This window comes from Kluyvera georgiana ATCC 51603, assembly GCF_001654985.1.
Classification (GTDB): domain Bacteria; phylum Pseudomonadota; class Gammaproteobacteria; order Enterobacterales; family Enterobacteriaceae; genus Kluyvera; species Kluyvera georgiana.
In genome coordinates, this window is sequence record NZ_LXEU01000085.1 from 22354 (window position 1) to 47072 (window position 24719).

General features: G+C 52.8%; 22 protein-coding genes. 8 read left to right on the forward strand and 14 right to left on the reverse strand.

Annotated elements, in window-relative coordinates:
- The first annotated feature begins 22 nt into the window (after positions 1 to 22).
- Both mngB and M989_RS20970 read left to right on the forward strand, forming a co-directional pair.
- Positions 23 to 2656 carry a mannosylglycerate hydrolase gene (gene mngB / locus M989_RS20965; RefSeq protein WP_064548530.1) on the forward strand — a complete coding sequence of 878 codons (2634 nt, stop codon included), beginning with the start codon at positions 23 to 25 and terminating at the stop codon, positions 2654 to 2656.
- Between the two features lie 10 nt (positions 2657 to 2666).
- Positions 2667 to 4559 (forward strand): BglG family transcription antiterminator, encoded by a 1893-nt coding sequence (locus M989_RS20970; protein ID WP_064548532.1) that lies wholly within the window; start codon positions 2667 to 2669, stop codon positions 4557 to 4559.
- Positions 4560 to 4603: 44 nt separating this feature from the next.
- Here the strand turns inward: M989_RS20970 and rimO are convergent, their stop codons facing one another.
- Complete coding sequence (gene rimO / locus M989_RS20975; RefSeq protein WP_064548534.1) at positions 4604 to 5911, reverse strand: 30S ribosomal protein S12 methylthiotransferase RimO; 1308 nt, start codon at positions 5909 to 5911, stop codon at positions 4604 to 4606.
- A 452-nt stretch (positions 5912 to 6363) separates the two neighbouring features.
- Here rimO and M989_RS20980 point away from each other — a divergent pair, with 452 nt between their 5' ends.
- Positions 6364 to 6600: a hypothetical protein gene (locus M989_RS20980; RefSeq protein WP_064548536.1), complete on the forward strand. Its 237-nt coding sequence runs from the start codon at positions 6364 to 6366 to the stop codon at positions 6598 to 6600.
- 405 nt (positions 6601 to 7005) lie between these two features.
- Here the strand turns inward: M989_RS20980 and M989_RS20985 are convergent, their stop codons facing one another.
- The gene (locus M989_RS20985) at positions 7006 to 8130 is read right to left on the reverse strand and encodes a lipase family protein (RefSeq protein WP_245191278.1); all 1125 of its coding nucleotides are present in this window, start codon (positions 8128 to 8130) and stop codon (positions 7006 to 7008) included.
- A gap of 265 nt (positions 8131 to 8395) precedes the next feature.
- On the opposite strand from M989_RS20985, the gene M989_RS20990 reads away from it, so the two are divergent.
- On the forward strand, positions 8396 to 8779 hold the full coding sequence (locus M989_RS20990) for a biofilm formation regulator BssR (protein ID WP_064548540.1): 384 nt from the start codon (positions 8396 to 8398) through the stop codon (positions 8777 to 8779).
- A gap of 34 nt (positions 8780 to 8813) precedes the next feature.
- On the opposite strand, the gene M989_RS20995 is transcribed toward M989_RS20990, so the two are convergent.
- Complete coding sequence (locus M989_RS20995) at positions 8814 to 10100, reverse strand: ABC transporter substrate-binding protein (RefSeq protein ID WP_064548542.1); 1287 nt, start codon at positions 10098 to 10100, stop codon at positions 8814 to 8816.
- Positions 10101 to 10124: 24 nt separating this feature from the next.
- On the reverse strand, positions 10125 to 11204 hold the full coding sequence (locus tag M989_RS21000; RefSeq protein WP_064548544.1) for a cellulase family glycosylhydrolase: 1080 nt from the start codon (positions 11202 to 11204) through the stop codon (positions 10125 to 10127).
- A gap of 145 nt (positions 11205 to 11349) precedes the next feature.
- On the opposite strand from M989_RS21000, the gene M989_RS21005 reads away from it, so the two are divergent.
- Positions 11350 to 12360, forward strand: coding sequence for a LacI family DNA-binding transcriptional regulator (locus M989_RS21005; protein WP_064548546.1), 1011 nt, complete (start codon positions 11350 to 11352; stop codon positions 12358 to 12360).
- A gap of 5 nt (positions 12361 to 12365) precedes the next feature.
- Here the strand turns inward: M989_RS21005 and M989_RS21010 are convergent, their stop codons facing one another.
- On the reverse strand, positions 12366 to 12986 hold the full coding sequence (locus M989_RS21010) for a glutathione S-transferase family protein (protein WP_064548548.1): 621 nt from the start codon (positions 12984 to 12986) through the stop codon (positions 12366 to 12368).
- A gap of 232 nt (positions 12987 to 13218) precedes the next feature.
- Here M989_RS21010 and dacC point away from each other — a divergent pair, with 232 nt between their 5' ends.
- Positions 13219 to 14421 (forward strand): serine-type D-Ala-D-Ala carboxypeptidase, encoded by a 1203-nt coding sequence (gene dacC, locus M989_RS21015; protein ID WP_064548727.1) that lies wholly within the window; start codon positions 13219 to 13221, stop codon positions 14419 to 14421.
- Positions 14422 to 14428: 7 nt separating this feature from the next.
- Here dacC and deoR read toward each other — a convergent pair whose 3' ends face one another.
- Both deoR and ybjG read right to left on the reverse strand, forming a co-directional pair.
- Positions 14429 to 15187 (reverse strand): DNA-binding transcriptional repressor DeoR, encoded by a 759-nt coding sequence (deoR, locus tag M989_RS21020; protein WP_064548550.1) that lies wholly within the window; start codon positions 15185 to 15187, stop codon positions 14429 to 14431.
- 70 nt (positions 15188 to 15257) lie between these two features.
- Positions 15258 to 15866, reverse strand: coding sequence for an undecaprenyl-diphosphate phosphatase (ybjG, locus tag M989_RS21025; protein ID WP_064548552.1), 609 nt, complete (start codon positions 15864 to 15866; stop codon positions 15258 to 15260).
- Between the two features lie 267 nt (positions 15867 to 16133).
- On the opposite strand from ybjG, the gene M989_RS21030 reads away from it, so the two are divergent.
- The gene (locus tag M989_RS21030; RefSeq protein WP_064548554.1) at positions 16134 to 17369 is read left to right on the forward strand and encodes an MFS transporter; all 1236 of its coding nucleotides are present in this window, start codon (positions 16134 to 16136) and stop codon (positions 17367 to 17369) included.
- 69 nt (positions 17370 to 17438) lie between these two features.
- Here the strand turns inward: M989_RS21030 and M989_RS21035 are convergent, their stop codons facing one another.
- Together M989_RS21035 and M989_RS21040 are read right to left on the reverse strand one after the other, a co-directional pair.
- Positions 17439 to 18251, reverse strand: coding sequence for a Cof-type HAD-IIB family hydrolase (locus tag M989_RS21035; RefSeq protein ID WP_064548556.1), 813 nt, complete (start codon positions 18249 to 18251; stop codon positions 17439 to 17441).
- Complete coding sequence (locus M989_RS21040; protein WP_064548557.1) at positions 18251 to 19453, reverse strand: MFS transporter; 1203 nt, start codon at positions 19451 to 19453, stop codon at positions 18251 to 18253. The genes M989_RS21035 and M989_RS21040 overlap by 1 nt, the downstream gene beginning before the upstream one ends.
- A gap of 81 nt (positions 19454 to 19534) precedes the next feature.
- On the opposite strand from M989_RS21040, the gene M989_RS21045 reads away from it, so the two are divergent.
- Positions 19535 to 20086 (forward strand): TetR/AcrR family transcriptional regulator, encoded by a 552-nt coding sequence (locus M989_RS21045; protein ID WP_064548561.1) that lies wholly within the window; start codon positions 19535 to 19537, stop codon positions 20084 to 20086.
- On the opposite strand, the gene M989_RS21050 is transcribed toward M989_RS21045, so the two are convergent.
- The 5 genes from M989_RS21050 to M989_RS21070 all read right to left on the reverse strand — a co-directional run bounded on the left by M989_RS21050 (position 20083) and on the right by M989_RS21070 (position 24620).
- Positions 20083 to 20880, reverse strand: a complete 798-nt coding sequence (locus tag M989_RS21050; RefSeq protein ID WP_064548563.1) for an SDR family NAD(P)-dependent oxidoreductase — start codon at positions 20878 to 20880, stop codon at positions 20083 to 20085. The two genes, M989_RS21045 and M989_RS21050, sit on opposite strands and share 4 nt — an antisense overlap.
- Positions 20881 to 21082: 202 nt before the next feature.
- Positions 21083 to 22132 (reverse strand): phage integrase, encoded by a 1050-nt coding sequence (locus M989_RS21055; protein WP_064548565.1) that lies wholly within the window; start codon positions 22130 to 22132, stop codon positions 21083 to 21085.
- Positions 22133 to 22212: 80 nt separating this feature from the next.
- Complete coding sequence (locus tag M989_RS21060; RefSeq protein ID WP_064548568.1) at positions 22213 to 22794, reverse strand: hypothetical protein; 582 nt, start codon at positions 22792 to 22794, stop codon at positions 22213 to 22215.
- 1 nt (position 22795) lies between these two features.
- A complete protein-coding gene (locus M989_RS21065) occupies positions 22796 to 24034 on the reverse strand; it encodes a hypothetical protein (RefSeq protein WP_064548569.1) in 1239 nt (412 codons plus the stop codon).
- Between the two features lie 22 nt (positions 24035 to 24056).
- On the reverse strand, positions 24057 to 24620 hold the full coding sequence (locus M989_RS21070; RefSeq protein WP_064548570.1) for a phage repressor protein CI: 564 nt from the start codon (positions 24618 to 24620) through the stop codon (positions 24057 to 24059).
- Positions 24621 to 24719: the final 99 nt, after the last annotated feature.

Here is a 24719-nt window from a genome sequence, read left to right on the forward strand (position 1 = left end):
AGGCCGCTGAAGGGAGGGTGGGATGAAAGAGAAAGTTGTGCATGTTTACAGCCATACTCACTGGGATCAGGAGTGGTATTTTACCTCGTCACGTTCGCGTATTTATTTGTTAAATCACGTGAAGAATGTGCTGCGCGTGCTGGAGAATAACCCCGATTTCTCCTGTTACCTCCTCGATGCGCAAAGCGCCTTAATTGAGAGCTACCTGCAATGGGCGCCGGAAGATAAGGATCGTCTCGGTGCCCTGATCGCGGCGAAGCGTCTGCTGACCGGGCCGTGGTACACGCAAACCGATCAACTGGTGATTCACCAGGAATCGGTGGTGCGTAACCTGTGGTACGGAATGAAAATCGCCAAAGAGGCGGGCGGCTGCATGGCGCTGGGTTATGTGCCCGACTGCTTTGGCCAGGGCGGCAATATGCCGCAAATATACCGCCAGTTCGGCATTCACCATGCGCTGTTCTGGCGCGGAATTGCCGACAATACGCTGCATGAGACGGAATTCTGCTGGCAGGGCGACAACGGCGATACGGTGTTTGCCGTGCAGATGCCCTGGGGATACCACTACGGCGGCCTGCTGGATGAAACGCCGGATAGCCTGACGACATTTTTGAACGAAAAAATGAGGCCAATTGAAGCGCGCAGCGCCCGTGCCAACCTGCTGTATCCGCATGGTTTCGACCAGGCGCCGATCCGCGAGAATTTGCCGGAACTGGTGCGTCAGTTCAACGCCTGCGACAACCAGCGTCATTACCAAATCAGTAGCCCGCTCGACTTTATTACCGCACTGGAACAGGAGGCGGGCGCAGACGTTCGCGTCCTGAAGGGAGAGTTGACGGAGGGGAAACACTCGAGGGTACATAAAACCATCTTTTCGTGCCGGGCTGACCTGAAGCAGATGAATAACGATATCGAAGCGCTGCTGGTTAATACGCTGGAGCCGGTGCTGGCGATTGGCCGTAGCCTGGGGCATGACTATCCGGCTCGGGTGATGGCCGATATCTGGAAGCTGATGTTTTTCAATGCCGCGCATGACAGCATCGGCGGCTGCAATAGCGACGACACGAACCGGGATATTGCCGCCCGCTATAAGCAGGCGCGCGATCTCGCCAGCAACCTGCTGGAGCTTCATACCCGGCAGATTGCGATGCGTACGCCGCGCGAACACGATTATTGTTTTACGGTATTTAATCCGCTGACCGTGGCGGTGACGCCGCAGATAACCTTTGAAGCCTGGCTGCCGGGCGTGCCTTTTACGCTGCGTGATGCGACAGGGCGCGCGCTGCCGTACGTGATTGAAGAGCAGACGGAACTGACCGATTATGTGCTTAATCAGACCATCCGGCTTAACCCGGGCAAACCGTACCATAAACCGCAGCAGGTTTACCGCAGCAGGGTAACGGTAAACAGCAGCGCGCTGCCTGCCTTGGGTTACACAAGTTGGTATCTGGATTTTAGCGCCGACGGGGAGAGCCAGCGGCAGAGCGATACGCGACCATTTATTGAAAATGAACACTATCGTGTTGATGTTGAAGAAAATGGCCTGCTGACGATCGCTGAGAAAGCCAGCGGTAAGCGCTATGCGCGGCAAATGCTGTTGGTCGAGAACGGTGATGACGGCGACTCCTATAACTATTCGCCGCCGCGTGAAGATCTGACCGTGACCTCGGAAGGATATCTCACCGCAGTGTCGCGGGAATGCAGCGATGTACGGCAGGCGTTGAGCCTTAACTATCGGATGCCGGTACCCGTCGATCTTGAGGCGCGCGCTCGTGGCGAGCTTGATGGCGTCATGCCTGTGACGGTGCAGATTACGCTGCGACAGGATACGCTCATTCACTTTACCGTCGAGGTGGAAAACCGGGTGCGGAGTCATCGCCTGTGCGTGCATTTTGCCACCGATATTCTGGCTCATATCTCCTGTGCCGATCAGCTGTTTGGCGCGGTCACGCGCCCTGTACAGCTCAGCGACGCGCTGCGGGTATGGGAAGATGAAGGCTGGCACGAGAAGCCTGTCGCTATCGAGCCCATGCAGAGCTACGTTAACCTGCATGATGATAGCCACGGTTTTACTCTGCACACCAACGGCGTGCGCGAGTATGAAATCGTCGGCGATCGTTTTGATACCATTGCCGTCACCCTGTTCCGCTCTTTCGGTTACATGGGAAAAACCAATCTGCTCTATCGTCCGGGGCGAGCATCGGGTGAAACGGTCGTGGCAACGCCGGATGCTCAACTGATGGGAACGCTCCGCTTTAATTTTAGCTGGCGTATTTATCAGGGGCGGTTTGATGATGCCCGGCACGCGCAGATCTCAAAAGCGCTACTGACTGCGTTCCCGGTGTATCAGGACAGCGATTTCCTCAACGGTCGCCTGCGTTTTTGCCTGAGTGATGAAAAGCGCACTTATCCATTGGAGCACAGCGTGCTGGCGCTGCCTGATGGTCCGCAGGATGCCCAGTTGAGCGTTGTCAAATGCGCTGAAAACGGCAATGGGCTGGTGTGCCGTTTCTATAACCCGAATCTGGCGGCGTCGGTAGCGATTCCCGCGCTGGAAAACGCGCGTTGCGTGCTGCTGGATGAGCAAACGCCAGCGCCGGAGAGACGCATGCTGAAGCCAAACGATGTGCAGACGCTCTATATCGAGATCGCCTGAAGAGGGAAAGATGAGACTGTTCACCAATAAGCGAGTCAGAGATATCTTTATCCAGATAGCCCAGGGGACGGTGACGCAGCAGTCGTTGGCAAACGCGATGCATGTTTCTACCCGCACTATTCGTAGCGATCTGAAGGCGCTGGGCGAAATCATCATGCAAGCCGGTAATCGTCTCATCTACGATCGCAAAGTGGGGTTTTCTATTCAGGTGGATAACCCGGCGGGCCACCGCAGGCTGTTGGAACAGTCGCAAAAACCATGGAGAGAGACGCGCTCTACCCGCGAGCGGCGTAGCGCGTTGCTCACGGCGCTGTTGCGCCAGGATAAAGATGTTTCGCTGGAGCAGCTGGAGTCGACGTGGTTTATCAGCCTCTATACGTTGCGCAACGACATCACGCTGCTCAAACGTCACTTTGCTCTTTACGATATCGCCGTCAACTGCGAGGGCGCCGAGCGCTATAAGCTACAGGGCAGTGAAATCGCGCTGCGTCGTTGTATCTACGATCATTTACTGCGGGCCAGAGAGCCGGAGGAGGAGTTCGCCGCGCTGTTCGACAATCGCGGACAAGTGGCGGATATCAAACAGGCGCTCAGCCGCTATGTCGTGGCGCATGGGCGACAAATTAGCGATGTGAACCTGCGCTTTTTTACGCTGATTTGCGCGATCGCATCCGGACGCATGCAGCGCGGCAGCTGGCTATTGGACTTTACGTTCAACGGCGGCGAACCGACGATAAAAACGGCGGCAGCAGAGATCTTCGCTTTGCTCTGCGGTGAGGGCGCGTCGGGGCTGCAAAGTGAAATCGACTATATTGCGATGAACCTTGCTGCGTTTTGTACACATGCGGGGGACGACTTGTCGGAAAACTGTGCCGCCGAGTGCGCGGTGATGAATCATTTTCTCAGCTATGTGAGCGCCTCATGGTTTTGCGATGTGTTCTATGACGAAGCATCGCGTTCCAGCCTGCTCAATCATATTAAAGCGATGCGCATTCGGGTTAACAACGGTATCACCATCGTTAACCCATTGATAGAACAGATTAAACGACACTATCCGCTAATTTATGAAATGACGCTTGCGGCATTCAGCGAACTGGAACATTTTTTCTCCGGGCGTATCAGCGATGACGAAATTGGCTATCTGGTGATGCATATTGGCGCCATCCTGGAAGAGACGCATCTCAAGGAGGCGACTCTGAGCACGCTGGTGGTCAGCGAGCAGGGCGGCGCATCGGCAAGACTGGTGTGCCAGAAAATAACCCGCATGTACCCGCAACTGGTGATTGCGCGTTACATCTCGGTTGAACAATACAATGCCGCAGAAAGCATTGATGAGAATCTGGTTATTAGTTTCGTCACGGTGGCGGAGAAAAACCGGCGGGTGATTCATCTGCCGCCGCTGCCCGAGCGCTGGCAACTGGAAAATATGAAGTACTTTCTGCACGCGGAGACCACGCCGACCGCCATGGTGAACTATTTTTCGCCTGAGCATTTTTTTGTTTTTACCGAGCATCAGCATGATAAAGCTTCGTTAATTCATTTTCTGTCCGCTCAACTGGTTCGTCAGGGGCGGGTGGATGAACGCTATCTGGTGTCAGTGCTGGAACGAGAGGAGCGTGCCTCAACGCTGCTGGATGATAAAATCGCCATCCCCCATCCGCTGGGCTTAGTCGCGTTGAGCACCATGGTGACGGTTGCGGTATTCCCCAACGGTATTGAATGGGACGCCGGGAAAATGGTGAAGATGGTCTTTATGCTGGCGATTAGCGAGGATGCGTTTGTCGATAGCATGCTGATTTATGATTATTTAACCAACATTCTTGATGATGACGTGATTGACGTACTGAGTCAGTGCGCCAGCTATCCCGCGTTTATGTCGCGGTCGCAGAAGTATTTTTTGTAGCGCATGAAACATGCCTTTCCCCGTCAAGGGAAAGGCATGCGAGATTAAACCCGGCTACCCCACAGGTCATATTCGTCGGCGTTTTCTACCTTCACACGCACCACGTCGCCCGGTTTCACCTTCGTTTCACCGTTCAGATAAACCGCGCCGTCGATTTCCGGGGCATCGGCCATGCTGCGGCCAATGGCACCTTCTTCGTCCACTTCATCGATCATCACCAGAATTTCACGGCCTACTTTTTCCTGCAGACGTTCAGCGGAGATTTGCTGTTGCAACTGCATGAAGCGGTTCCAGCGGTCTTCCTTCACGTCGTCCGGCACCTGGTCCGGCAGATCGTTCGCGGAGGCACCATCAACCGGGCTGTACTGGAAACAGCCGACGCGGTCGAGGCGGGCTTCTTTCAGGAAGTCGAGCAGCATCTGGAAATCTTCTTCCGTTTCACCCGGGAAACCGACGATAAAGGTTGAGCGCAGAGTCAGGTCCGGGCAGATTTCACGCCATTGTTTAATCCGTGCAAGCTGACGGTCTACCGAACCTGGGCGCTTCATCAGCTTCAGAATGCGCGGGCTGGCATGCTGTAGCGGGATATCGAGATACGGCAGAATTTTACCTTCCGCCATCAGTGGGATCACGTTGTCAACGTGCGGATACGGATACACATAGTGCAGGCGCACCCACACGCCGAGTTTTGCCAGCTGTTCACACAGGCTTTCCATACTGGTTTTCACCGGCTCGCCGTTGTGGAAACCGGTACGGTGCTTCACGTCCACCCCGTAGGCTGAGGTGTCCTGAGAGATCACCAGCAGCTCTTTCACGCCAGCGTCGACCAGACGTTTTGCTTCAGCCAGCACTTCGCCAATCGGACGGCTCACCAGATCGCCACGCATCGACGGAATGATGCAGAACGCGCAGCGGTGGTTACAGCCTTCGGATATTTTCAGATAGGCGTAATGGCGCGGCGTCAGCTTAACGCCCTGTTCCGGCACCAGGCTCAGGAACGGGTTGTGCTGTGGTTTTGGCGCGTAGTGGTGCACGTGCTCCAGAACCTGCTCGTAGCTGTGCGGGCCGGTGATTTCCAGCACCTTCGGGTGTACTTCGCGAATTTGATCTTCTTTGGCACCCAGGCAGCCGGTCACAATGACCTTGCCGTTTTCTTGTAGCGCTTCACCGATCGCCTCCAGCGACTCCTGGACGGCGCTGTCGATAAAGCCGCAGGTATTGACGATGACCATATCGGCGCCCTCATAAGTGGGTACCACCTCATAACCTTCGGTGCGCAGCTCGGTAAGGATGCGTTCGGAGTCGACCAGATTTTTCGGACAGCCTAAAGATACAAAACCAATTTTGCTCATTTTATGTACGAATCATTGCTCAGGAAAACGCGGAGTATACATCATGCCCCAACGCTACAGCTATATCCGATGGTCATCTGATTGTCAGGAAAAAGGGAGGCGTACTGAGCCGTCATCCATTGCCGAACCGAATGTCGTTGATGGCGTTGAAATCATTAAGACATAAGTTCATGTACTTGAGGAAAGTTGCCATAGTAAACTTGAAGACCTTATCGGCACGATAAACTGCGGTGCAGTTACTTTTGATTAGTTACTATTTTTAGAGAATCCCCCGTGTTCAGGGCTTCGGTCATCAACCTATTCATTCGCTTTTAAATTTATATATCCAGTAGTTAGGCTAATCATAGGGCATAAATCTTGTTGATATATTATATATGCAAGAGAAAGGAAAATCGTACTTGTAATTTTTGCATACTATACTCTGGTGATAACAACAAAAAACAGGGGGAAGGATGGACGAAAAAAATGTTAAGAATATTGGTATAGGTGTAATGGCTATAGTTGTCTATCTCGCTTATACCATTTTTGGCGTCGCTGCATCCTTAGCGGTTCCAGTCGCAATTATCGGTTATTTTGTTCATGATTACTATACCTTTCAAAGCTTTCTATCTGACTGGATTGGTTCAACTGCTGTTACTTGTGTAATAATTCTTTTATTTATGGGCTTCTCTGTATTAAACAACCGATAGTGAAAGACCCATAGAATGGACTCTATGGGTTTTATAATCAACTTCAACAAAGAAAATGTATTTAATTATAATTTATATCTTTCTTGTTTAGGTGCGTAAATATAATGGCGTGCTGTTTTATTTAGAGTGTGAATAAGGTGTGGTTTAGCTTTTAAATAATCGCATTGGAATCGTAAGGTTCTAATAACACGCAGGTTTTGATATCGATAAAACTAAATAAAATGTCAGGAGGATATTATGTAATTGATAATGTTAATTCTAAAGTCACGGCCAAATAAATAGATATATTTCCTGGCGTGGAATGTACCCTGGAACCTGGAAAACGATACGCCAATAATCACGCTTCGTGAGCACGAATGCAGGCCCGAAAAAGCGCCTGCATTCTGCCTTCACCTCGGCAGCGTATTACTCTTTTTTCGCCACATCGCCCCGGATAAGGAAGGGCACGGAATCGCGCAGCGATGGATTGACGGTACCACTGTGGTCAAGCCCTTCATAAACATGCACTTCTGCCTGTGTGCCGGCGGCTTTAACGGCATCGGCGAAGCGCATCTGCATGGCGGTAGGAACGTTGATATCCGCGCTGCCAATACCGATAAACACCGGGTGCTGAAGGCGCATTGTCGGGTACAGCATGGTGTTGATTCCGTTGCTTAACAAGGTTTCGATAGCCGGTTTGAGCGTATTGCCGGCGTTCAGACCCGCCTGCATCGTTTTTTGCGTCAGCGGCGTGATACAGAGATTTTTCGCCTGTTCCAGCAGCGGCAGCGCGCCGTCCTGGAAATAATCTTCAGGCTTCAGCGAGGGATCGGCGTCCGCCGCGGCGAGGTAGATATAGAAGATATACGGAATCTTAGGATCTCCGGCGTTCTGATTATCCCCTTTTGTCGGCGGCAGGATATCAGCAGCGGTAGTTCCGATCGCAAAATACGGTGTGCCGGTTAATACCGTGGCGCGGATGTTCAGTTCCGGCGCGTACTGAGGCTGGAATCCTGCGCTGGAAAATGCCGCGTGAGCCCCTTGTGATTGACCGACCAGAGTCAGTTCATTCTTCAGCGGAAACTGGCGCAGCGCGGCGCGAACGCCATCCAGTATGCTCCATGCTTCGCCACGAGCATTGAGATAGTGGTGTACGCCTTCCGAACCCAGACCGGCATAGTCCGGCGCCACAATGGCGTAGCCAAGCGAAAGCCAGGTATTAAGGTATTGTTTATCGCGGACGGTACGTTCATTGAGCGATGGTGCGCATTGGCCGGCTACGCCGACGGTGCCGTGCGCCCAGACCACGACGGGCCATCCGCCTTCCGGCGCTTTCCCTTTTGGAATAAACACCGCGGCGGAGTCCACGCGCGGCGAATGCCCGTCAACGCCACTACGGGAAGGGTAATGCATCAGATACTGCTGGGCGGCTTCGCTAAGCCCATGGTCGGCGGCCAGCGTGGCCGTAGTTTCATGCTCTTTGGCCTGCGTCGGCGCGGCAATAACCGGGGAGGCGCTTGCGGATAACAGCATTAATGCACAGACCGTCATCCTTACTCTTTCCTGAAATAACATGCACAACATCCTTTTTTGTCGTCTGAATAGTCACAGTGTAGTCGGCGACGCGTTAACGTGGCGTCAATGACGTTGTGATGTGGGGCAGGGCGCTTGAGGTCCTTTTCCCGCTCCGACGATGATTAAGGTTGGCTCATTGTTAAAAATGTTGCAAATGATGAATTGTTGATATCGCGCAGCATTTTGTACGTTAAGTAATCTCATAATGAGAATGCCAATGGGTGGCAAGGGAGGTAAATGCATGACGGAAAGCAAACTGAAACGCAAGCTGGTGGGGCGGCTCATCAACGCGCGAATTGACCTTGATGCCTATTTGCAGCTGAGGAAGGCAAAGGGGTATATGTCAGTCGGTGAAAACGATCATCTGCGTACTAACCTGCTTGAACTGTGCGGCGAGCTGCGTGATAACGCGGTCGCGCTTAAGCGCTGTACATCACTGAACGAATTGGAAATGATGCGGCAGGCGGGCGAGGCAATGGCCTCTGCAGCGGTTTGCCTGATGAGTGGGCGCTATGATTGCCCCTCTTATATTGCGATTAACGTAGAAACGCTCGATCGCTGCCTGGCGGCGTTGACGAAAAGTATTCGTAAGCTGGACGCAGGGTCTCCCGTGGTGGAAACCTGAAACCAGGGGGACATTAGTCCCCCTGCTCGTCGTGCTAGCGCATAATGCGACGTAAAATGCGGTTAGCCTGCTCTTCAAAGTTGGTCGCGGCCTGGTCGATCGTGGCTTTACCGTAATCGATGCTTTGCAGCGCGGAGCTGAACAAGGCGCCAAACTGCGGATCTTCAAGATACGGCAGCGCCTTCGACTTATTCGGCAGCGAGGCGGACTGCAGTAGCCCGGAAATCACCGGGTCGTCATCGGTTAACAGTCCCGCGTCGCGCAGGATTTTTTCACCTGACTTGCTTAGCGGCACGCCGCGCTCCAGCGCCACAGGGATAACGCCTTCTTTCTCGCTCATCAGGAAGTTAATCAGCGTTGCCGCTTCCTCCGGGTGACGCGTGTTTTTGCTGATAGACAGCATCAGCGCCGTTTTATGGAACTGGCCGGCGTCTTTTGCCCCTTCGCGCATCGGATACGGCCCCATCACCAGATCCGCCGGATTGGCCAGATTCTGCGACTCGGCGGTGTACAACACGTTCCAGTTATAGACGCCGCCCCATTCGCCGTTGATCCACGGTTTCATCTCATAGGCCACGCCTTTGCCAAACGATGCCATGGTACGGGCGTCCGGCACCGCGTGGGCGTCAACCAGCTTACGATAGAAGGTGAAAGCCTCGACCAGATCGGCATGGTTCCAGCCGAGCTTGCGGGCTTTCTCATCGACCATCGGTTTCTGGTTGCCCTGATAGACATACGAGTTCAGCAGCAGCAGAGAATCCTGCTCGGTGAGAATCAAGGGATAGTAGTTATCACCCAGCTTCTCTTTAAATACCGGCCCGGCCTTCAGCAGTTCGTCCCAGGTTTTGGGTAACGCAACGCCGGCTTTTTTCCACGTGGCGGCGTTGTAGTAAAACAGCATCACGTTGGCGGAAACCGGAATGGCGTTGACCTTGCCATTCACTGTGGTGCTGGCCAGCGACTCCGGAGAAAACTGATCGAGTCCAATAGGCTTCGCCAGTTTATTGAGGTCATAAAAACCGTCGCCGGTTTTTGACAGCAGCGTCAGCCAGTTCCAGTTGGTCTGGATAACGTCGGCCTCGGTATTGCTGTTGATCTGCGTGGTCAGACGCGAGTAGAAGCCGTCCCAGCCGGTGTATTCCGCCTTCACTTTGATATTGGGATATTTAGCCTCAAAGGCCTCAAGCGCTTTCAGGGTCGCCTGGTTGCGGGCCTTGCCGCCCCACCAGGCAAAACGGAGTTCCACCTGATCGGCGCTGTGTGCGATGGGCATCGCGCCGAAACTGCAGCAGGCCAGCAGGAACAATATCGACTTTTTCATGGATGAATCCTCCGTGTCATAAGATTAACGCTGCTGCCGACGCCAGGTCGTTAAACCTTTCACCAGCTGCATTTCCTGCTCGCACCACGGTTTGCCCTCTGGGGTTAACACATCGTGGAACCAGAGCGACTGCGGATTGGGGTGATTTTTATTGACGCTGGTCCATGGGATCCAGGTCTGGGTGCGGCCCTGCACCAACCCCCACTGATAGCAGCCGGCATCAAAGGCGCAGAACAGCGGTAGCTGTTCGCTGAAGACGCAGTCCATATGACGAGCCAGCCACTCGGTACACAGTACGGGACGATTGCGGCGAACCAGGTTCTCCAGCACGCTCAGCTGGCGGGCGGCGGTGTTGTAGTTGTGGTAGGTGATGATGTCCGACAGATCCATTGCGGCGGCGTCGATCGGGTGTTCCAGCGTGCCGTACTTGTCGTGATCGATATGCCAGGCGCCCACGGTCAGCGGCTGGGTTGGCCCCACGTCACGCGCCCAGCCGAAGGTGGCGATCATCAGCTCCAGAGCGAAGCTTTCCAGCGTTTCGTCATACTCTGTTGATTCCGTTGGCGACAGGTTGATGCCGCGGTTTCCCGGTTCGTTGTAGAGATCCCAGATGCTGATGCGTGCGTCGTCTTTAAATTGGATCAGCACATCGCGCACATAGGCTTCAACCCGCGGCCACTGCTGTGGATCCATCACGATGGCGCGACCCGGGCTGGCGGCAGCCTGACTGTTGTGGACGCCTTCACGCGGCGCTTTTTGCGGGCCGAGGTACGGCTCATCGCCAGAGAAGCCGCAGTCGTCCATCAGCGTCAGCATCACCTGAATGTCATGCTTTGCGGCGAGTTCCAGGAAGGTGTCGATACGCGCCAGCAAGCCCTCGCGATCCGCTTCCCAGACGATAAACGGCAGGTTAGTGCGCAGGGCGTTATAGCCGTAAGCGTGCGCCCAGCCCAGCTCCTGATCGATCGTTGCGGCGTCAAAGGTATCGGCCTGCCACATCTCCGTCCAGTTGACCGCGCTGCGTGGTAGATAGTTAAAGCCGCAGGCCCAGCCATGTTGTTTAAGCCACGCCTGCGCCTGAGATTCGGTCCATTGCGAATGCATTGCTGTTTCTCCATTGCTAATAATTATTAGCTAATATTTATTAACACCTGACCCGGACGCAACGATCGGGCGCTCATTCTGCTGGGGTGTTCACAAAAAAGATGGAGGATAACTGTGCTATAGTCGGCGGCGACAAGGAGTAATCATGCAGAAAAAAAATAAGATAACGATGAGTGATATCGCCAGGGAAGCCGGTGTTTCTCAGGCGACCGTTTCGCTGGTGCTCAACAATAGCCGGGCAATTCGCCTGAGTGATGCCACGCGCGACCGGGTGTACGCCGCGGCGCAGGCGTTGGGCTATCAAAAAATTATCGTGCCGCACCGTAAGGACGGGCAGGAGGAGATTGCGCTGCTGCTCAGCGGTATGCCGAATTACGATCCCTTTGTTGACGCCATTAGCGAGGCCAGCAGCACGGCATGGCAGCGCGATACGCTGCTGACGGTTTACGATTACGGCGACGATATGGAGCTGGCTGGGCAGATTCTGCGTCAGCTGGAACGGCGCAACTGCGCGGGGGTCATTCTCGCCAGTTCTGTGACGCGCGCCTTTGATTTTTCGCCTTTTGAGTCGCTTATCAATAAACCGGTGGTGCTGCTGAACCAGTACGATCCCAACCGCCCGCTGTTGCCGACTTTCCTGCCGGATGACCGGGCTAACGCCTGCCAGACGGTCAACCATCTGCTGGAACAGGGGGTGACGCGCATCGCGCACATCATGGGCGATGAGTGGATGGACGCCAGCGTGCTGCGCCTGGAAGGATATCGCCAGACGCTTGAACATGCGGGTATTACGGTGGATGACGCGTTGATCAAGCAAACGGACTGGTCGCTGGACGCCACGTTTAAGACCACGCTGGAGCTGATGCGCCTGCCGCAGCCGCCGCAGGCCATCTTCTGTGCCAGCGACTGGATGACGCTCGGCTGCTATCAGGCGCTGGCAACGTTAAATGTGTCGATTCCCGGGGACGTACTGGTGTGCGGCTATGACGATCAGCGGATTGCCCATCAGTTGACGCCTGCGCTGACCAGCGTGCAGCTCGCTTATCACGAGTTGGGGAGAATGGCTGTGAGCTATCTTTGCGATGGCGACGATACCGCCGCGCATATCCGACTGGTGGGTAAACTGCAGGTGCGCGGCAGCAGCCAGCGCACCTGAAAAAATTAGCTGACGGGAATCATCACGACGTCGCGGAACGCCGGGCGCTCGGCTAACTGCTGATACCAGCGCGCCAGGTGTGGACGTGGCTGCCAGGTTTTAACGGTTTCCAGCAGGTTATAGACGAACGGCGCAACGGCAATATCACCGACGCCGAACGTTTCGCCGGAGAGCCAGGTCTGTTTTGCCAGCGTGCTCTCCAGAATGTCCAGCAGCGGTTCGCAGGCTTCAATGGCCGCTTCAATCTCCGCCATATTGCGCTGTTCCGCTGGGGTTCTCACCAGCCCGAAGAGAATTTTGCGGTGCACCGGTGACAGGGTTTCGTTGGCCCAGTCCATCCATTTTTCACTTTTGGCGCGCTGGATTGGGCTGGCCTGCCACAGGCTGTCTGCACCGTACTGCGCCGCCAGGTAACGAACGATGGTATTAGACTCCCACAGCACATCATCACCGTCTTTCAACATCGGCACCAGACCGTTCGGATTGAGCGCCAGATAGGCCGCGTCGCGGTTCACGCCAAAGCTCTGGCCCGCCATAATCTGCTCGTAGGGCATGTTGAGTTCGGCCAACGTCCAGCGCACTTTCTTCACGTTCGTTGAATTATTTCGTCCCCACAGCGTAACCATAACCACTCCCGTTTTTTTAGCGAAGGTTCAATGTGCGGCAAAGTTAACGCTTACGCAATCTTGATCAAAAAAAATGTCAGGTTTTAAGCACAAGCTGGGGATCTTGCGTAAACTTAAAAAACTTTACCAACTCACTGTTTCTTTAAGAGAGTTTCTACGTTATTACTCACGGCCTGGTGCAGCACGGCACTGTCGTGGCGTGTTTTTGGGAATGGATACTTGGGTGGTTTTTATGATGAGTAACGCTAACGCCTTCAGGAGCCTGATGGCAGGCTCAGCGCTTTTACTTTTGATTGCACCGGCGGTGCAGGCGGCGGAGCAGATGCCCGATGCGCCGGCTATCGACGCGCGCGCGTTTATATTGATGGACTATGCCAGCGGTAAGGTGCTGACCGAAGGCAACGCCGATGAGAAGCTGGACCCGGCCAGCCTGACGAAAATCATGACCAGCTACGTGGTTGGCCAGGCGCTGAAGGCGAACAAAATCAAGCTGACCGATATGGTCACGATTGGTCGCGATGCGTGGGCCACCGGCAACCCGGCGCTGCGCGGTTCCTCGGTGATGTTCCTCAAGCCGGGCGAGCAGGTCTCCGTCGAGAACCTCAATAAAGGGGTGATCATCCAGTCGGGTAACGATGCCAGCATCGCCATCGCTGACTACGTCGCGGGCAGCCAGGACTCATTTGTGAGCCTGATGAACGGCTATGCCCAGAAAATCGGCCTGACTAACACCACGTTCAAAACGGTTCATGGCCTGGATGCGCCAGGGCAGTACAGTACCGCTCGCGACATGGCGTTGCTGACCAAAGCCATGATTCACGATGTGCCGGAAGAGTACGCGGTACACAAAGAGAAAGAGTTCACCTTCAACAACATCCGCCAGCCGAACCGCAACCGTCTGCTGTGGAGCACTAACCTCAACGTTGACGGCGTGAAAACCGGTACGACCGCAGGCGCGGGCTACAACCTGGTGTCATCGGCAACCCAGGGCGACATGCGCCTGATAGCCGTGGTGCTGGGCACTAAGAGCGATCGCGTGCGCTTTAATGAGTCGGAAAAACTGTTGACCTGGGGCTTCCGTTTCTTTGAAACCGTCACCCCGATTAAGCCTGATGCCACCTTTGTCAGCCAACGTGTGTGGTTTGGCGATAAGAGCGAAGTGAATCTGGGGGCCGGGGAAGCCGGTTCGGTGACGATTCCGAAAGGCCAGCTGAAAAACCTGAAGGCCAGCTACAGCTTAACTCAGCCGCAGCTGACCGCGCCGCTGACCAAAGGGCAGGTGGTGGGGACCATTGATTTTAAACTCAACGACAAAACCATCGAACAGCGCCCGCTGATCGTCATGGAAGCGGTCGAAGAGGGCGGGTTCTTTAGCCGGATGATGGACTTCGTGCTGATGAAATTCCACGAGTGGTTCGGCAGCTGGTTCTCGTAATGCCTGATTAATACAGCAGCGAGATTTGCTGCTGTTTCGCCAGTGCCACCAGTTCTTCATCCGGACTGGTGTCGCTGGCAATCACATCAAAGCGCGTCAGATCGCCCATCCGGGCGGGGCGCACCTTACCAAACTTGCTGTGATCCGCCACCAGCACATGGTAGCGCGACTGGCGCATTGCCCAGTGCTTCACCGGCAGCTCTTCCAGATTAAAACAGGTTGCGCCCATCTCGACGTCGATGCCCGCTGCGGAATAAAAAGCGATATCCGGGCACAGGTGCGATAACGTATCGTTTTCGCTAAGCGGTTTGAAAATGGCGTTACTGGCGTGGAACTCGCCGCCGCAAAGAATAGGCCGACAGTTGGGCTTGTCCTGCAGCGCAAGGAAGGTGTTGAGAGAGTAGCAAACCGCGGTAAAAGGCAGGTCGTTATCAATAGCATCGATAATCCACGGTGTGGTCGTGCCGCAGTCGAAAAATGCCATCTGGTGCGGCTTTAGCAGCTTTGCTGCATGGCGCGCCGCCAGTTTCTTCTCTTCCACCAGGCGGGTTTTTTGGTCGCTCAGTAAATAGTGCGGCACGCTGCGCGGTTCCAGCACCACGTAGCCTCCCAGCAGCACGACCGGCCCGCTTTCGCTGTTGAGATCGCGACGAATCGTCATTTCAGAAACGCCAAGCAACGCCGCCGCTTCTTTAAGATGCAGCTTATCGCTACGTTTCAGTGCCTGAATCAGTTGGCCAATTCGCTCGTCGCGTCGTGTTTCCATAGTGCCTCTGGTGGACATGCCCCGGCAGGTCGCCGGGGCTCAGCGCGTTATTTTACCTGCGAGCGAAGTGCTAGTCACGTACCCAGCCTTTACGAATCGGAACAGAGAAGATAATGCGGTGCAGCTGCTGAAGGCGCGGGTAAACCAATGCGCCAATGGAGTGCCACAGCATTTGCGCAACCATGCAACCCACGAGGCCGCTGAGGAAACCGCCGAGCATATCCATCGGCCAGTGTACGCCGAGATAGACGCGGGACCAGGCAATCGCCATCCCCACGACCATCAGCACCAGCCCGGACCACAGACGGTGCCAGAACAGGAACGCCAGCGCGAAGGTGAAAATCACCGTGCCGTGGTCGCTCGGGAAGGAGTTATCCGGCGCGTGATGCAGGAACGTATGGCCGACGTTTTCGACAAACGGACGCTCGTGCGGGAATAGCTGACCAATCGTCCACGACAGCGTAAGGCTAACGGCAATCGCCAGCGCGACTTTAATCACCAGATGACGCTGAGCATGCACCTGCTTACGTTCACCCCATAACCACATGGCGGCGGCCAGCAGAGGGACGATCAGGATCAGATCCTGCGCGATGAATGTCGCCAATGAAATCTCCCACGCCGCCGAGGCAGGGGTGGCATTGATGAGCAAAAACAGCGAATGGTTCAGGTTTTCCAGCATAGCGTTCCGGCTTAATAGATGACGTTTATATGACAGCTACCTTAAAAAGCCGTTTCTGGCGGGTAAAGCGGCATTGTCTGATTCGCTATACGCAATTTAAGGCGGCCTGTCGCATGGCGTAGAGTATAGTGCCAACTACCTTAAGCCAATCTTAACAACGCTTAACAACATCAATTTGTGCGAAATTGTTAAGCTGCGTGATAATTGACTATCACCACTAGCGCGCATTGATTAAACTTGCGCGTTTTTAGAATGCATACGAGTCATATGGACACTTTATCTTCTTCCCGGAAACGCTTAGGGCGCAAGGCGATTCTGTTCCCGCTTTGCCTCGTGCTCTATGAGTTTTCTACCTATATCGGCAACGATATGATCCAGCCCGGCATGCTCGCAGTGGTGAAGGAATTCAACGCTGGCGATGAATGGGTGCCGACCTCGATGACCGCCTACCTTGCCGGCGGTATGTTCCTGCAATGGCTGCTGGGGCCGCTATCGGACCGCATTGGCCGCCGCCCGGTCATGCTCACCGGCGTTGTCTGGTTTATCGTCACCTGTCTGGCGATTCTGCTGGTGCAAAACATTGAGCAGTTCACCTTTCTGCGTTTTTTACAGGGCGTGAGTTTGTGCTTTATCGGTGCGGTGGGGTATGCGGCAATTCAGGAGTCTTACGATGAGGCGACCTGTATCAAGATAACCGCCTTGATGGCCAACGTCGCACTGATTGCGCCATTACTGGGGCCGCTGGTGGGGGCCGCGTGGATCCACGTCGCCCGTTGGGAGAGCATGTTTGTGCTCTTCGCGGCGCTGGCAGCCCTGGCCTATATCGGGCTGCATAAGGAGATGCCGGAGACGGCGACGCGCATTGGCGAGAAGCTGTCGTTAAAAGAGCTGGGGCGAGACTATCGCGAAGTGCTGAAAAATGGCCGCTTCGTGGCGGGCGCGCTGGCAACGGGTTTTGTCAGCCTGCCGCTGCTGGCGTGGATCGCGCAGTCGCCGGTGATTATTATTAGCGGTGAAGGTGCGAGCAGCTATGAATACGGCCTGCTGCAGGTGCCGATTTTCGGCGCGCTGATCCTCGGGAACCTGGTGCTGGCGCGTCTGACTTCGCGCCGCACGGTGCGCGCGCTGATCGTCGCGGGGGGATATCCCATTATGTTTGGCCTTATTCTGGCCGCTGCGGCGACGGTGGTGTCGTCTCATGCCTATCTGTGGATGACCGCCGGATTAAGTTTCTACGCCTTCGGGATTGGTCTGGCGAACGCCGGGCTGGTGCGTTTGACGCTGTTTGCCAGCGAGATGAGTAAAGGTACGGTCTCCGCGGCGATGGGCATGCTGCAAATGCTGATCTTTACCGTCGGCATTGAGCTGAGTAAACACATGTACCTGTTGGGGGGAATTGGCTTATTCAGCCTGTTCAACCTGGCCGGTGGTTTGCTGTGGCTGGGGCTGATGGTGATGTTCCTGCGGGATAAAACGGTCGGCAGCGGCTTACAGCCGCAATAACGCTACGCAGCTTATCGGGCCTACGATCGATAATCGACCAGTAGGCCCGATAACCGAGCCGGATCTTAATCAGGCAAACGGCGCTTCGCCGTTGAGCACCTTATCAATAATCTCCAGCACGCCTTCTTCGTTATTGTGCGCCGCACGATAATTCGCCACCGCTTTCACCGCTTCAGACGCATTGGCCATCGCAAAACCGTAGCCAGCCTGCTTCAGCATCTCAATATCGTTGCCGCTGTCGCCAAAGGCCACCACTTCCTCGTTACGGATGCCCCAGCGCGCCTGCAGCAGGCTCAAACCGTGTGCCTTATGCACGCCGGGGATGATCAGGTCGATACTGCCGTGGCCGGTGGTGACGGCGGTGAGCATATGGCCAAGCTGGTCATCAAGCAGCGTCTGCATTTGCGGCACTTTATCGTCCGGAATATTCAGGGCGAATTTGAGAATAGTGTCGTCAAGGTTATCGAAATTTTCCACCAGCTCCAGACGGTGATAATAGTGCACCGCAATGTCGTGGAAGCGCGGGTCATAGTGCTTCAGCGTGTAGGCGCTCTGTTTACCGCAGGCGATAATCTCAATTTCCGGGCGCGTTTGCAGGAACGCCACAATCTGCTGGAAATGGTCGCGCGGCATTGAACAGTTGAAAACGTCCTCTCCGGCGTCGCGGACCCAGCCGCCGTTCTCGGCAACGAAGCCAATTTCATCGACAATTTCCGGGAAGAACGACGCCAGTTGGTAGTACTGGTTGCCGCTGGCGACCACAAAGCGAATCTGCTGTTCTTTCATTCGCGCATACTGTTGGCGGAAGCGTTCGCGGTTATAGGTTTTCTTGTCGTTTAAAAATGTGCCATCCATGTCGACAGCGATTAGTTTAACGCTCATCAATGACTCTCCATTACAACGCGGGGCTCGGGTTTCGCCACCGCTTTCGCCACCAGAGCGGCAATCAGAACCAGCGCCAGGACGGCCAGCATCGCGCTACGCAGACCGTAATGTTCGCCGAGGAAGCCGAGCAGCGGCGGCCCGACCAGAAACGCCAGATAGCCAGTGGTGGCGACAACGCTGACGCGAGTTGGCGCATCCGGGCCGGTATCGCTGGCGGCGGAAATCGTGAGCGGGAAGCCAAGCGACGCGCCCAGTCCCCATAGAATAACCGACACGCCGGCCACCCAGGCGCTGTCGACAAAAATAATCAGCGCAATACCGAGCGCCCCCATCAACGCGCTGGCGCGCACCACGCTGACGCGGCTGTAGCGGTCGATAAACCAGCCGCCGGTAAAGCGCCCGACGGTCATACCCAGCGTGAAGCCGGCGTAAATGAGCGAGCCGGAGGTGGGACTAAAACCATGACCGTCCACCATCAGCAGCGGTAGCCAGTCGTTGGCTGAGCCTTCGGCGAACGCCATCGCCAGCACCACTACGCCAATCAGCATCAGCTGCATATCACGCCAGAAGGGCACGCCTTTTTCCTGGTGCTGCGCATCTTCCGCGGCGTTTTTGCCGGTGCCGTTGGGAATGGCCTTAATGGCAATGGCGATGGGGGCAATGCCCACCAGCGCCGCCAGCAGGATATGCCACATTGCAGGAAGACCAAAGGCGGTGACCGCCATGCCGATGCCGGCGCCAACCAGCGTGCCGAAGCTGTAAAAGCCGTGCATCATCGGCAGCACGGTTTTTTTCATTTCGCGCTCGACCGCCGCGCCTTCAACGTTAATCGCCACTTCCGCCGAACCGAAGCTCGCGCCAAAGATGGCGAGGCCGATGGCGAAGATCCACGCCGAGCTAAAGTGCAGCGCCAGGCTGAGGATCATCATCCCAAAGAGGGCGCATGACATGGTGGTACGAATCACCGCGCGGGTCCCGAATCGTTTCACCAAAAAGGCCGAACAAAGGATGCCGCTCATCGAACCAATCGACAGGCCAAACAGCACGATGCCCATCTCGGCGGTGGAAACCGATAAAATATCGCGGATCGCAGGCGTACGCGTAGCCCAGGAGGCCATTAATAAACCGGGTAAAAAGAAGAACATAAAGAGCGCCCACATTCGCAGCTGTAGGGCTTTACGGGAAGTTAACGTTGTCATCCATTCGCGTCGGGTCGGAAAGTGTGCAGACAACACTAACAAGACTGTGTACATTTGTACATAATCTGAATGAGGAGAATTATGGCTCGTCGACCGAATGACCCGCTGCGCCGGGAGCGCATTGTTGATGCCACGCTGGAGACGATCGCCACGCATGGCATTAATGCGGTTACGCACCGTAAAATCGCCACCTGCGCCGATGTGCCGCTGGGGTCGATGACCTATTATTTCGACGGCATTGAAGCGCTGCTGGGCGAGGCGTTTCGCACCTTTACCGAGCGGATGTCAGAAGAGTACACGGCGTTTTTCACCCATGTGACCAACACTACGGAAGCCTGCGATGCCGTGGCTGGCATCATTTTCAGCAGCCAGGTGACCACGCCAAAGAATATGACACTGATGTATCAGCTGTACGCGCTGGCGAGCAGTACGCCGTCGATGAAAGCGATTATGCAGAACTGGATGACGCGCAGCCAGCAGACGCTGGAGCAGTGGTTTGACCCGGCGACGGCCCGTGCGCTGGACGCCTTTATCGAAGGCATGACGCTGCATTTTGTCACCGACCGCCAGCCGCTGGCGCGCGAGGATATTCGCAACATGGTGGGGCGCATTGCCGGGGAGAATCTGCGCTAGCTCAGCGTCGCGCCAGCGGTCACGTTGACGATAGTCGCGGTCATGGCCCCGGCGGCGTCAGCGGCCAAAAATGTTATCACGCCGGCGACCTGCTCGAGCGTAGGCAATTGTTTAAGCAGGGTGCCTTGCGCCGCGCCGCCCAGCCATTCGTCGACGGTGAGTTCCATCGCCTGCGCCTTCTGGCGAAAGATCTCACCGGTATAGGAACCCGCCTCTACGGCCCCGATAATTGCGTGTGAACGTACGCCGAGCACGCGGATATTGCGTGGGCCAAGTTCGCTCGCCAGCGCTTTAATAAACGCCTCCGTTGCCGCACAGCCCACGATATGTCCCAGATGTCCTGGCATTGCCATCGCGGCTGCCGGGGCGACAACGGTCAGCATCACCCCCTGGCGGCGTCCACCCAGATAGGGGGCAGTCGATTTGGCGATAATAAACTGGGCGGCCAGAAACGGATCGATCCCCTGCCTGAACTCGGCAAGAGAGAGCCGCTCCAGATGTTTTCCCTGCTCATGCATAAAGCCGGTCGCGTTCACCACCACGTCGATGCCGTGAGACTGCTCGGCCAGCTGCGCGACGCGCCGCTGCGTCGCCTGTTCATCGAGTACGTCAACGGTAAAGGTGCTGACAGTGCCCCCCTGCGCGCGCACGCTTTCCGCCACCGCGTCAAGCTTATCCTGATGGCGCGCCGCGAGATGCACCAGCGCGCCCTCGCGGGCCATGGCATGCGCTACCGCGCCGCCAATAGCACCGCTGCCGCCGAAGATAATCGCGACTTTGCCTGCTAATAACATAGGTCACCTCATAGTTCGGTGCGTGTTCTCTCAGTATGGGATAGGGGGGAGGGGATGCAAGCGAATCGAGTTTAATGTATTGATTTTATTATAGTTAACTGAATTTCAGGCAACAAAAAACCCATTTATATAAATGGGTTAAGAAAAACAATTACTTATTTTAAAATCAATAAGTTAAAAGAGTAGTTAGGAGTATTAAAGATTAGGGAGTGGCAACCGCTGCCGCCATTTTATCGCCATTTTGCATAGTAGCTAAGGGGTTAAACCTTAACGCAGTTTCAAGGTGATCTGGCGCGAGGTGGGCATAGCGCATAGTCATTTTTATATCGTGGTGCCCCAGTATTTTTTGCAGGGCGAGTATGTTTCCCCCGGACATCATAAAGTGAGCTGCAAAGGTGTGGCGAAGAACGTGTGTTAGCTGGCCACGCGGCAAGATGATAGAAGTTTTATCCATCACTGATGCAAATTGAAAATAGTAATCATCAAAAAACTTGAACCCCTTTAGAGCGGTGATCTCTTCATATAGCTCCTTGCTGATAGGGATGCTTCGGTTTTTCTTTCCCTTCGTTCTGGTGAAGGTGATGCGGTACTTCGTTACCTGAGACCTTGTCAGATTGACAGCTTCTCTCCATCTAGCCCCTGTACTGAGGCAAATTTTCACAACCAGCGTCAACAGCTCGTTCTGACGCTGGCAGTCATACAGAAGCTCTGCAATCTGGTCATGAGTCAGCCAGGCCATTTCCTTTTCAGCAATGGTAAATTTTCGCATGTTTTCAAGAGGGTTTGGCTGGAGCCATTCGCCTAGGCGTATCAGTTCACTAAAGGCACCACTTAAATAACTTTGCTCAAGATTAACCGTTACAGGGCTAGCGCCATTCTTCCATTTTTCACTGAAATAAATCTCTCCGGTTAGGCGTTTATCGCGGTAATGAGCAAACATTTTTGGGGTTAGCGATGTAGCCTGAGGGTTTCCTAGTGCGTCTACGATCAGCAGTAGTTTTCCGTATACGTGTTCGCCAGCCGAAAGAGATATACCGTGCAGTTTATACCAGAGGTTCACAATGTCTTTTAAAGAGCGGCGATCAACAACATCACCCAGCCACGGTTTAGAGGCGGTTTCATCCATTGTGTGGCGCTCAAAGGCCATTGCCTCACCTTTGGTTGCAAATTGTTTTCGTATCCTGCGTCCAGAACGTCCGGCAGGGTAGCATTCACATAACCACTTTCCATTATTCTGTTTTCTTATAGCCATAAACTCTCCTAAAAATTTAGGAGAGTTTACTGGTCATATATACAGTGTCAATGTATAAGAAACATCGACTTAAACATTGATTATTTAAGTCGATTAAGTTCGTTATCATTTTTCTCATTATGAATGTCGTTCAAGAAAACTACGTTGCTAGAAATAATCGTGAATAAAGATACTAGCTGTAAATAGACTAAGGAAAGTGATACGAAACAACCAAATTTATTGAATATTTCTAAGTTGTTTTTAACTAAGTCAAAGTTAGAAAGAATAGGTTTAAATGCGTTAATTAAAACGATGGCGAATATTACAAAAGCAGAAACAATAATTGTCTCAACGATCATGGTGATACGCTTGATATCTTTGTCTATGGATTTTCTTTCTTCAGTTGTCAGAGGTTTTTCTGAAATGACCACCTCATTACTTGATGAAGTATCACCAAGTCTTTCTCTATTTAAAGTAGATGGCTTAACAATTGCAGAGATTGCTTTAGGGTATATGTATGCGAGCCAAATTCCGGCAATAGTAAAAATCATGGCTGATATATTTTGCAATGTAGATAACACATCTTTTATATCACTATATTTATAAAGCGCACCAAAGTTAATAGCGATATAACCAAACAATGCTATTAACAAGAGATGCTTTTTCCAATGTTTTAATATCATATTAAGCCCCCAAACCTGTAACGTTCCCTTCTCCGTCGTTATCTGCTTTAGTATAACTTAATTCTTCATCCGTTTCTTTAATATTATCTTCTTTTAAATAATCAATTAAATCTTTTCTATGGCTTTTAACTATACTCAACAAATAAGATGAAGAATAATGTTTGTTTCTATTACCAAGGCTAGTATAAATTTCATGACGTAAAACATATTCGTCAAGCCAGGTAGTTGCACCGTTTTTACCATTAACCTTAAAGCCTATACGTACCTGATTTTTATCTTGTTTCTCATCAGTGCTATCATCGGAAACAGTAACGTCATTTTCTGAGATTTCTACTGGATCGTAATCCTCCAAATATTCTTCAATTAGTCGTTCAAACTCTTCCGGCGAAGGTTGGCCTTCTACTAATAATTCAACTTTATGTCTTTTCGATAACACAGGAGAACTATTGGAAAATATGCCTCCAAATTTATCAAATAATTTCTGCCATTCTGTTCTTGAGTCAGGAACGTTAGTTTCAATCACATCATGATAAACTATATGTGTGATCTTTTTGCAAAGTTCTGCAATATTTGCACCTTTTGTTATTTTTCGCGTCTGTTTTGCCAAAACTTTGAAAGTTAGGCTATGTTTTCCTTTTTTAAAAAATACCCGCTTGAACATTGAGGGTTCAGGATTACCTTTCCGCGGTATTTCTATATCATGAATGACTTTACAAGGATCCTCAAACCTATAATCAACGTAAGCTTTTATGTATTGACAGAAAAGATCCGTGTCAGCATAGGAGCTAGGAAATCTAATGGAAGCAACTTTATTGTATTCAGGTATAACCCAGTAGTAACAAGGAAGACCCCAGATGTAATTTTTTCCATCCTGCGTTTCAGAAGCTGAAACAACATTGTCTGAGGTTTCATCTATCATGCTATTGGCTTCTATACCTTGGATATCACCTTTACTATCTCCGATCGTTTTCCAGATAACAAATAAATAATCACCTGTTTCTTTATCATAAGATAGATTTTTACAAAAAGCTTTAATTCTTCGATTGCTTTGATTTCCCCACGGTACAGACTGTAAAACTGAACGAGAAGAGATCCACTCTCTTAAACCCTCCAAAACTGAGTCCATATTTGACTCCATTAACTTTGGTGGCTTTCCTTGTAATATCTGATAAAGACCGAATTTCTCAAAATCAAAGAAGGTAATGATACCACGTTCAACTTTATTGCTTGTGTTAGTCATAATGATTTTCCAGTAGCGAATATTAATGGGAAAAAAGAGTGGAATGCCACTTTGCTATAATTTTTATATCTTCCAAAGAACACTCAAAAGAAGATTTGTCGTTATCAACCTTAATTTTTCCCACCGGGATTCGAGTAATGCTGCGGATGCTCATTTTACCCTCAATTTCAAGAATCCATTTCCCATCAGTTAATTCAGTGAAGCCGAAGTCCGTAAGGAAAATATCGTTACCTTCCGAAATAATTACAGGTTTATACAGGTCTTGTGGCAACAAGGCTTTGTCAAAAAAATAAAAAGAAGAGTCGAGCATTTTCCCTTCGATAATTTTTTTGTGAGGTAAACGGACTACATCGGAAGTTAAGTCGTTTTTCATACTTCCGATACCGGTTACTAACCACTCAAGTGATGAGCCTGTTTCAAGGGCACATTGGATAACCCAATCAGAAGGGAACGAATCTCTCATGTATCTGGTGGCTAGGCTGCTTTTCGAAACGCCCAACTGTTTACATAGCAACTGCCTAGTGGTGAAGCCATAGGCTTCCACCATTCTTTCAATTGCACCTCTTCCACCTGTACTAAAGTCCATTGATTTCACCTTGACAACTTTTTAGGTTGACGATTTCAAAATGTGATCATATAGTCTGCGTGATTTCAAAATGTGATTAACGAGGGTTCATTATCACTC

Coding starts and splice junctions, on each gene's coding strand:
- mngB (WP_064548530.1), top strand. CDS start 23: ATGAAAGAGAAAGTTGTGCATGTTTACAGCCATACTCACTGGGATCAG.
- M989_RS20970 (WP_064548532.1), top strand. CDS start 2,667: ATGAGACTGTTCACCAATAAGCGAGTCAGAGATATCTTTATCCAGATA.
- rimO (WP_064548534.1), bottom strand. CDS start 5,911: ATGAGCAAAATTGGTTTTGTATCTTTAGGCTGTCCGAAAAATCTGGTC.
- M989_RS20980 (WP_064548536.1), top strand. CDS start 6,364: ATGGACGAAAAAAATGTTAAGAATATTGGTATAGGTGTAATGGCTATA.
- M989_RS20985 (WP_245191278.1), bottom strand. CDS start 8,130: ATGACGGTCTGTGCATTAATGCTGTTATCCGCAAGCGCCTCCCCGGTT.
- M989_RS20990 (WP_064548540.1), top strand. CDS start 8,396: ATGACGGAAAGCAAACTGAAACGCAAGCTGGTGGGGCGGCTCATCAAC.
- M989_RS20995 (WP_064548542.1), bottom strand. CDS start 10,100: ATGAAAAAGTCGATATTGTTCCTGCTGGCCTGCTGCAGTTTCGGCGCG.
- M989_RS21000 (WP_064548544.1), bottom strand. CDS start 11,204: ATGCATTCGCAATGGACCGAATCTCAGGCGCAGGCGTGGCTTAAACAA.
- M989_RS21005 (WP_064548546.1), top strand. CDS start 11,350: ATGCAGAAAAAAAATAAGATAACGATGAGTGATATCGCCAGGGAAGCC.
- M989_RS21010 (WP_064548548.1), bottom strand. CDS start 12,986: ATGGTTACGCTGTGGGGACGAAATAATTCAACGAACGTGAAGAAAGTG.
- dacC (WP_064548727.1), top strand. CDS start 13,219: ATGATGAGTAACGCTAACGCCTTCAGGAGCCTGATGGCAGGCTCAGCG.
- deoR (WP_064548550.1), bottom strand. CDS start 15,187: ATGGAAACACGACGCGACGAGCGAATTGGCCAACTGATTCAGGCACTG.
- ybjG (WP_064548552.1), bottom strand. CDS start 15,866: ATGCTGGAAAACCTGAACCATTCGCTGTTTTTGCTCATCAATGCCACC.
- M989_RS21030 (WP_064548554.1), top strand. CDS start 16,134: ATGGACACTTTATCTTCTTCCCGGAAACGCTTAGGGCGCAAGGCGATT.
- M989_RS21035 (WP_064548556.1), bottom strand. CDS start 18,251: ATGAGCGTTAAACTAATCGCTGTCGACATGGATGGCACATTTTTAAAC.
- M989_RS21040 (WP_064548557.1), bottom strand. CDS start 19,453: ATGACAACGTTAACTTCCCGTAAAGCCCTACAGCTGCGAATGTGGGCG.
- M989_RS21045 (WP_064548561.1), top strand. CDS start 19,535: ATGGCTCGTCGACCGAATGACCCGCTGCGCCGGGAGCGCATTGTTGAT.
- M989_RS21050 (WP_064548563.1), bottom strand. CDS start 20,880: ATGTTATTAGCAGGCAAAGTCGCGATTATCTTCGGCGGCAGCGGTGCT.
- M989_RS21055 (WP_064548565.1), bottom strand. CDS start 22,132: ATGGCTATAAGAAAACAGAATAATGGAAAGTGGTTATGTGAATGCTAC.
- M989_RS21060 (WP_064548568.1), bottom strand. CDS start 22,794: ATGATATTAAAACATTGGAAAAAGCATCTCTTGTTAATAGCATTGTTT.
- M989_RS21065 (WP_064548569.1), bottom strand. CDS start 24,034: ATGACTAACACAAGCAATAAAGTTGAACGTGGTATCATTACCTTCTTT.
- M989_RS21070 (WP_064548570.1), bottom strand. CDS start 24,620: ATGGACTTTAGTACAGGTGGAAGAGGTGCAATTGAAAGAATGGTGGAA.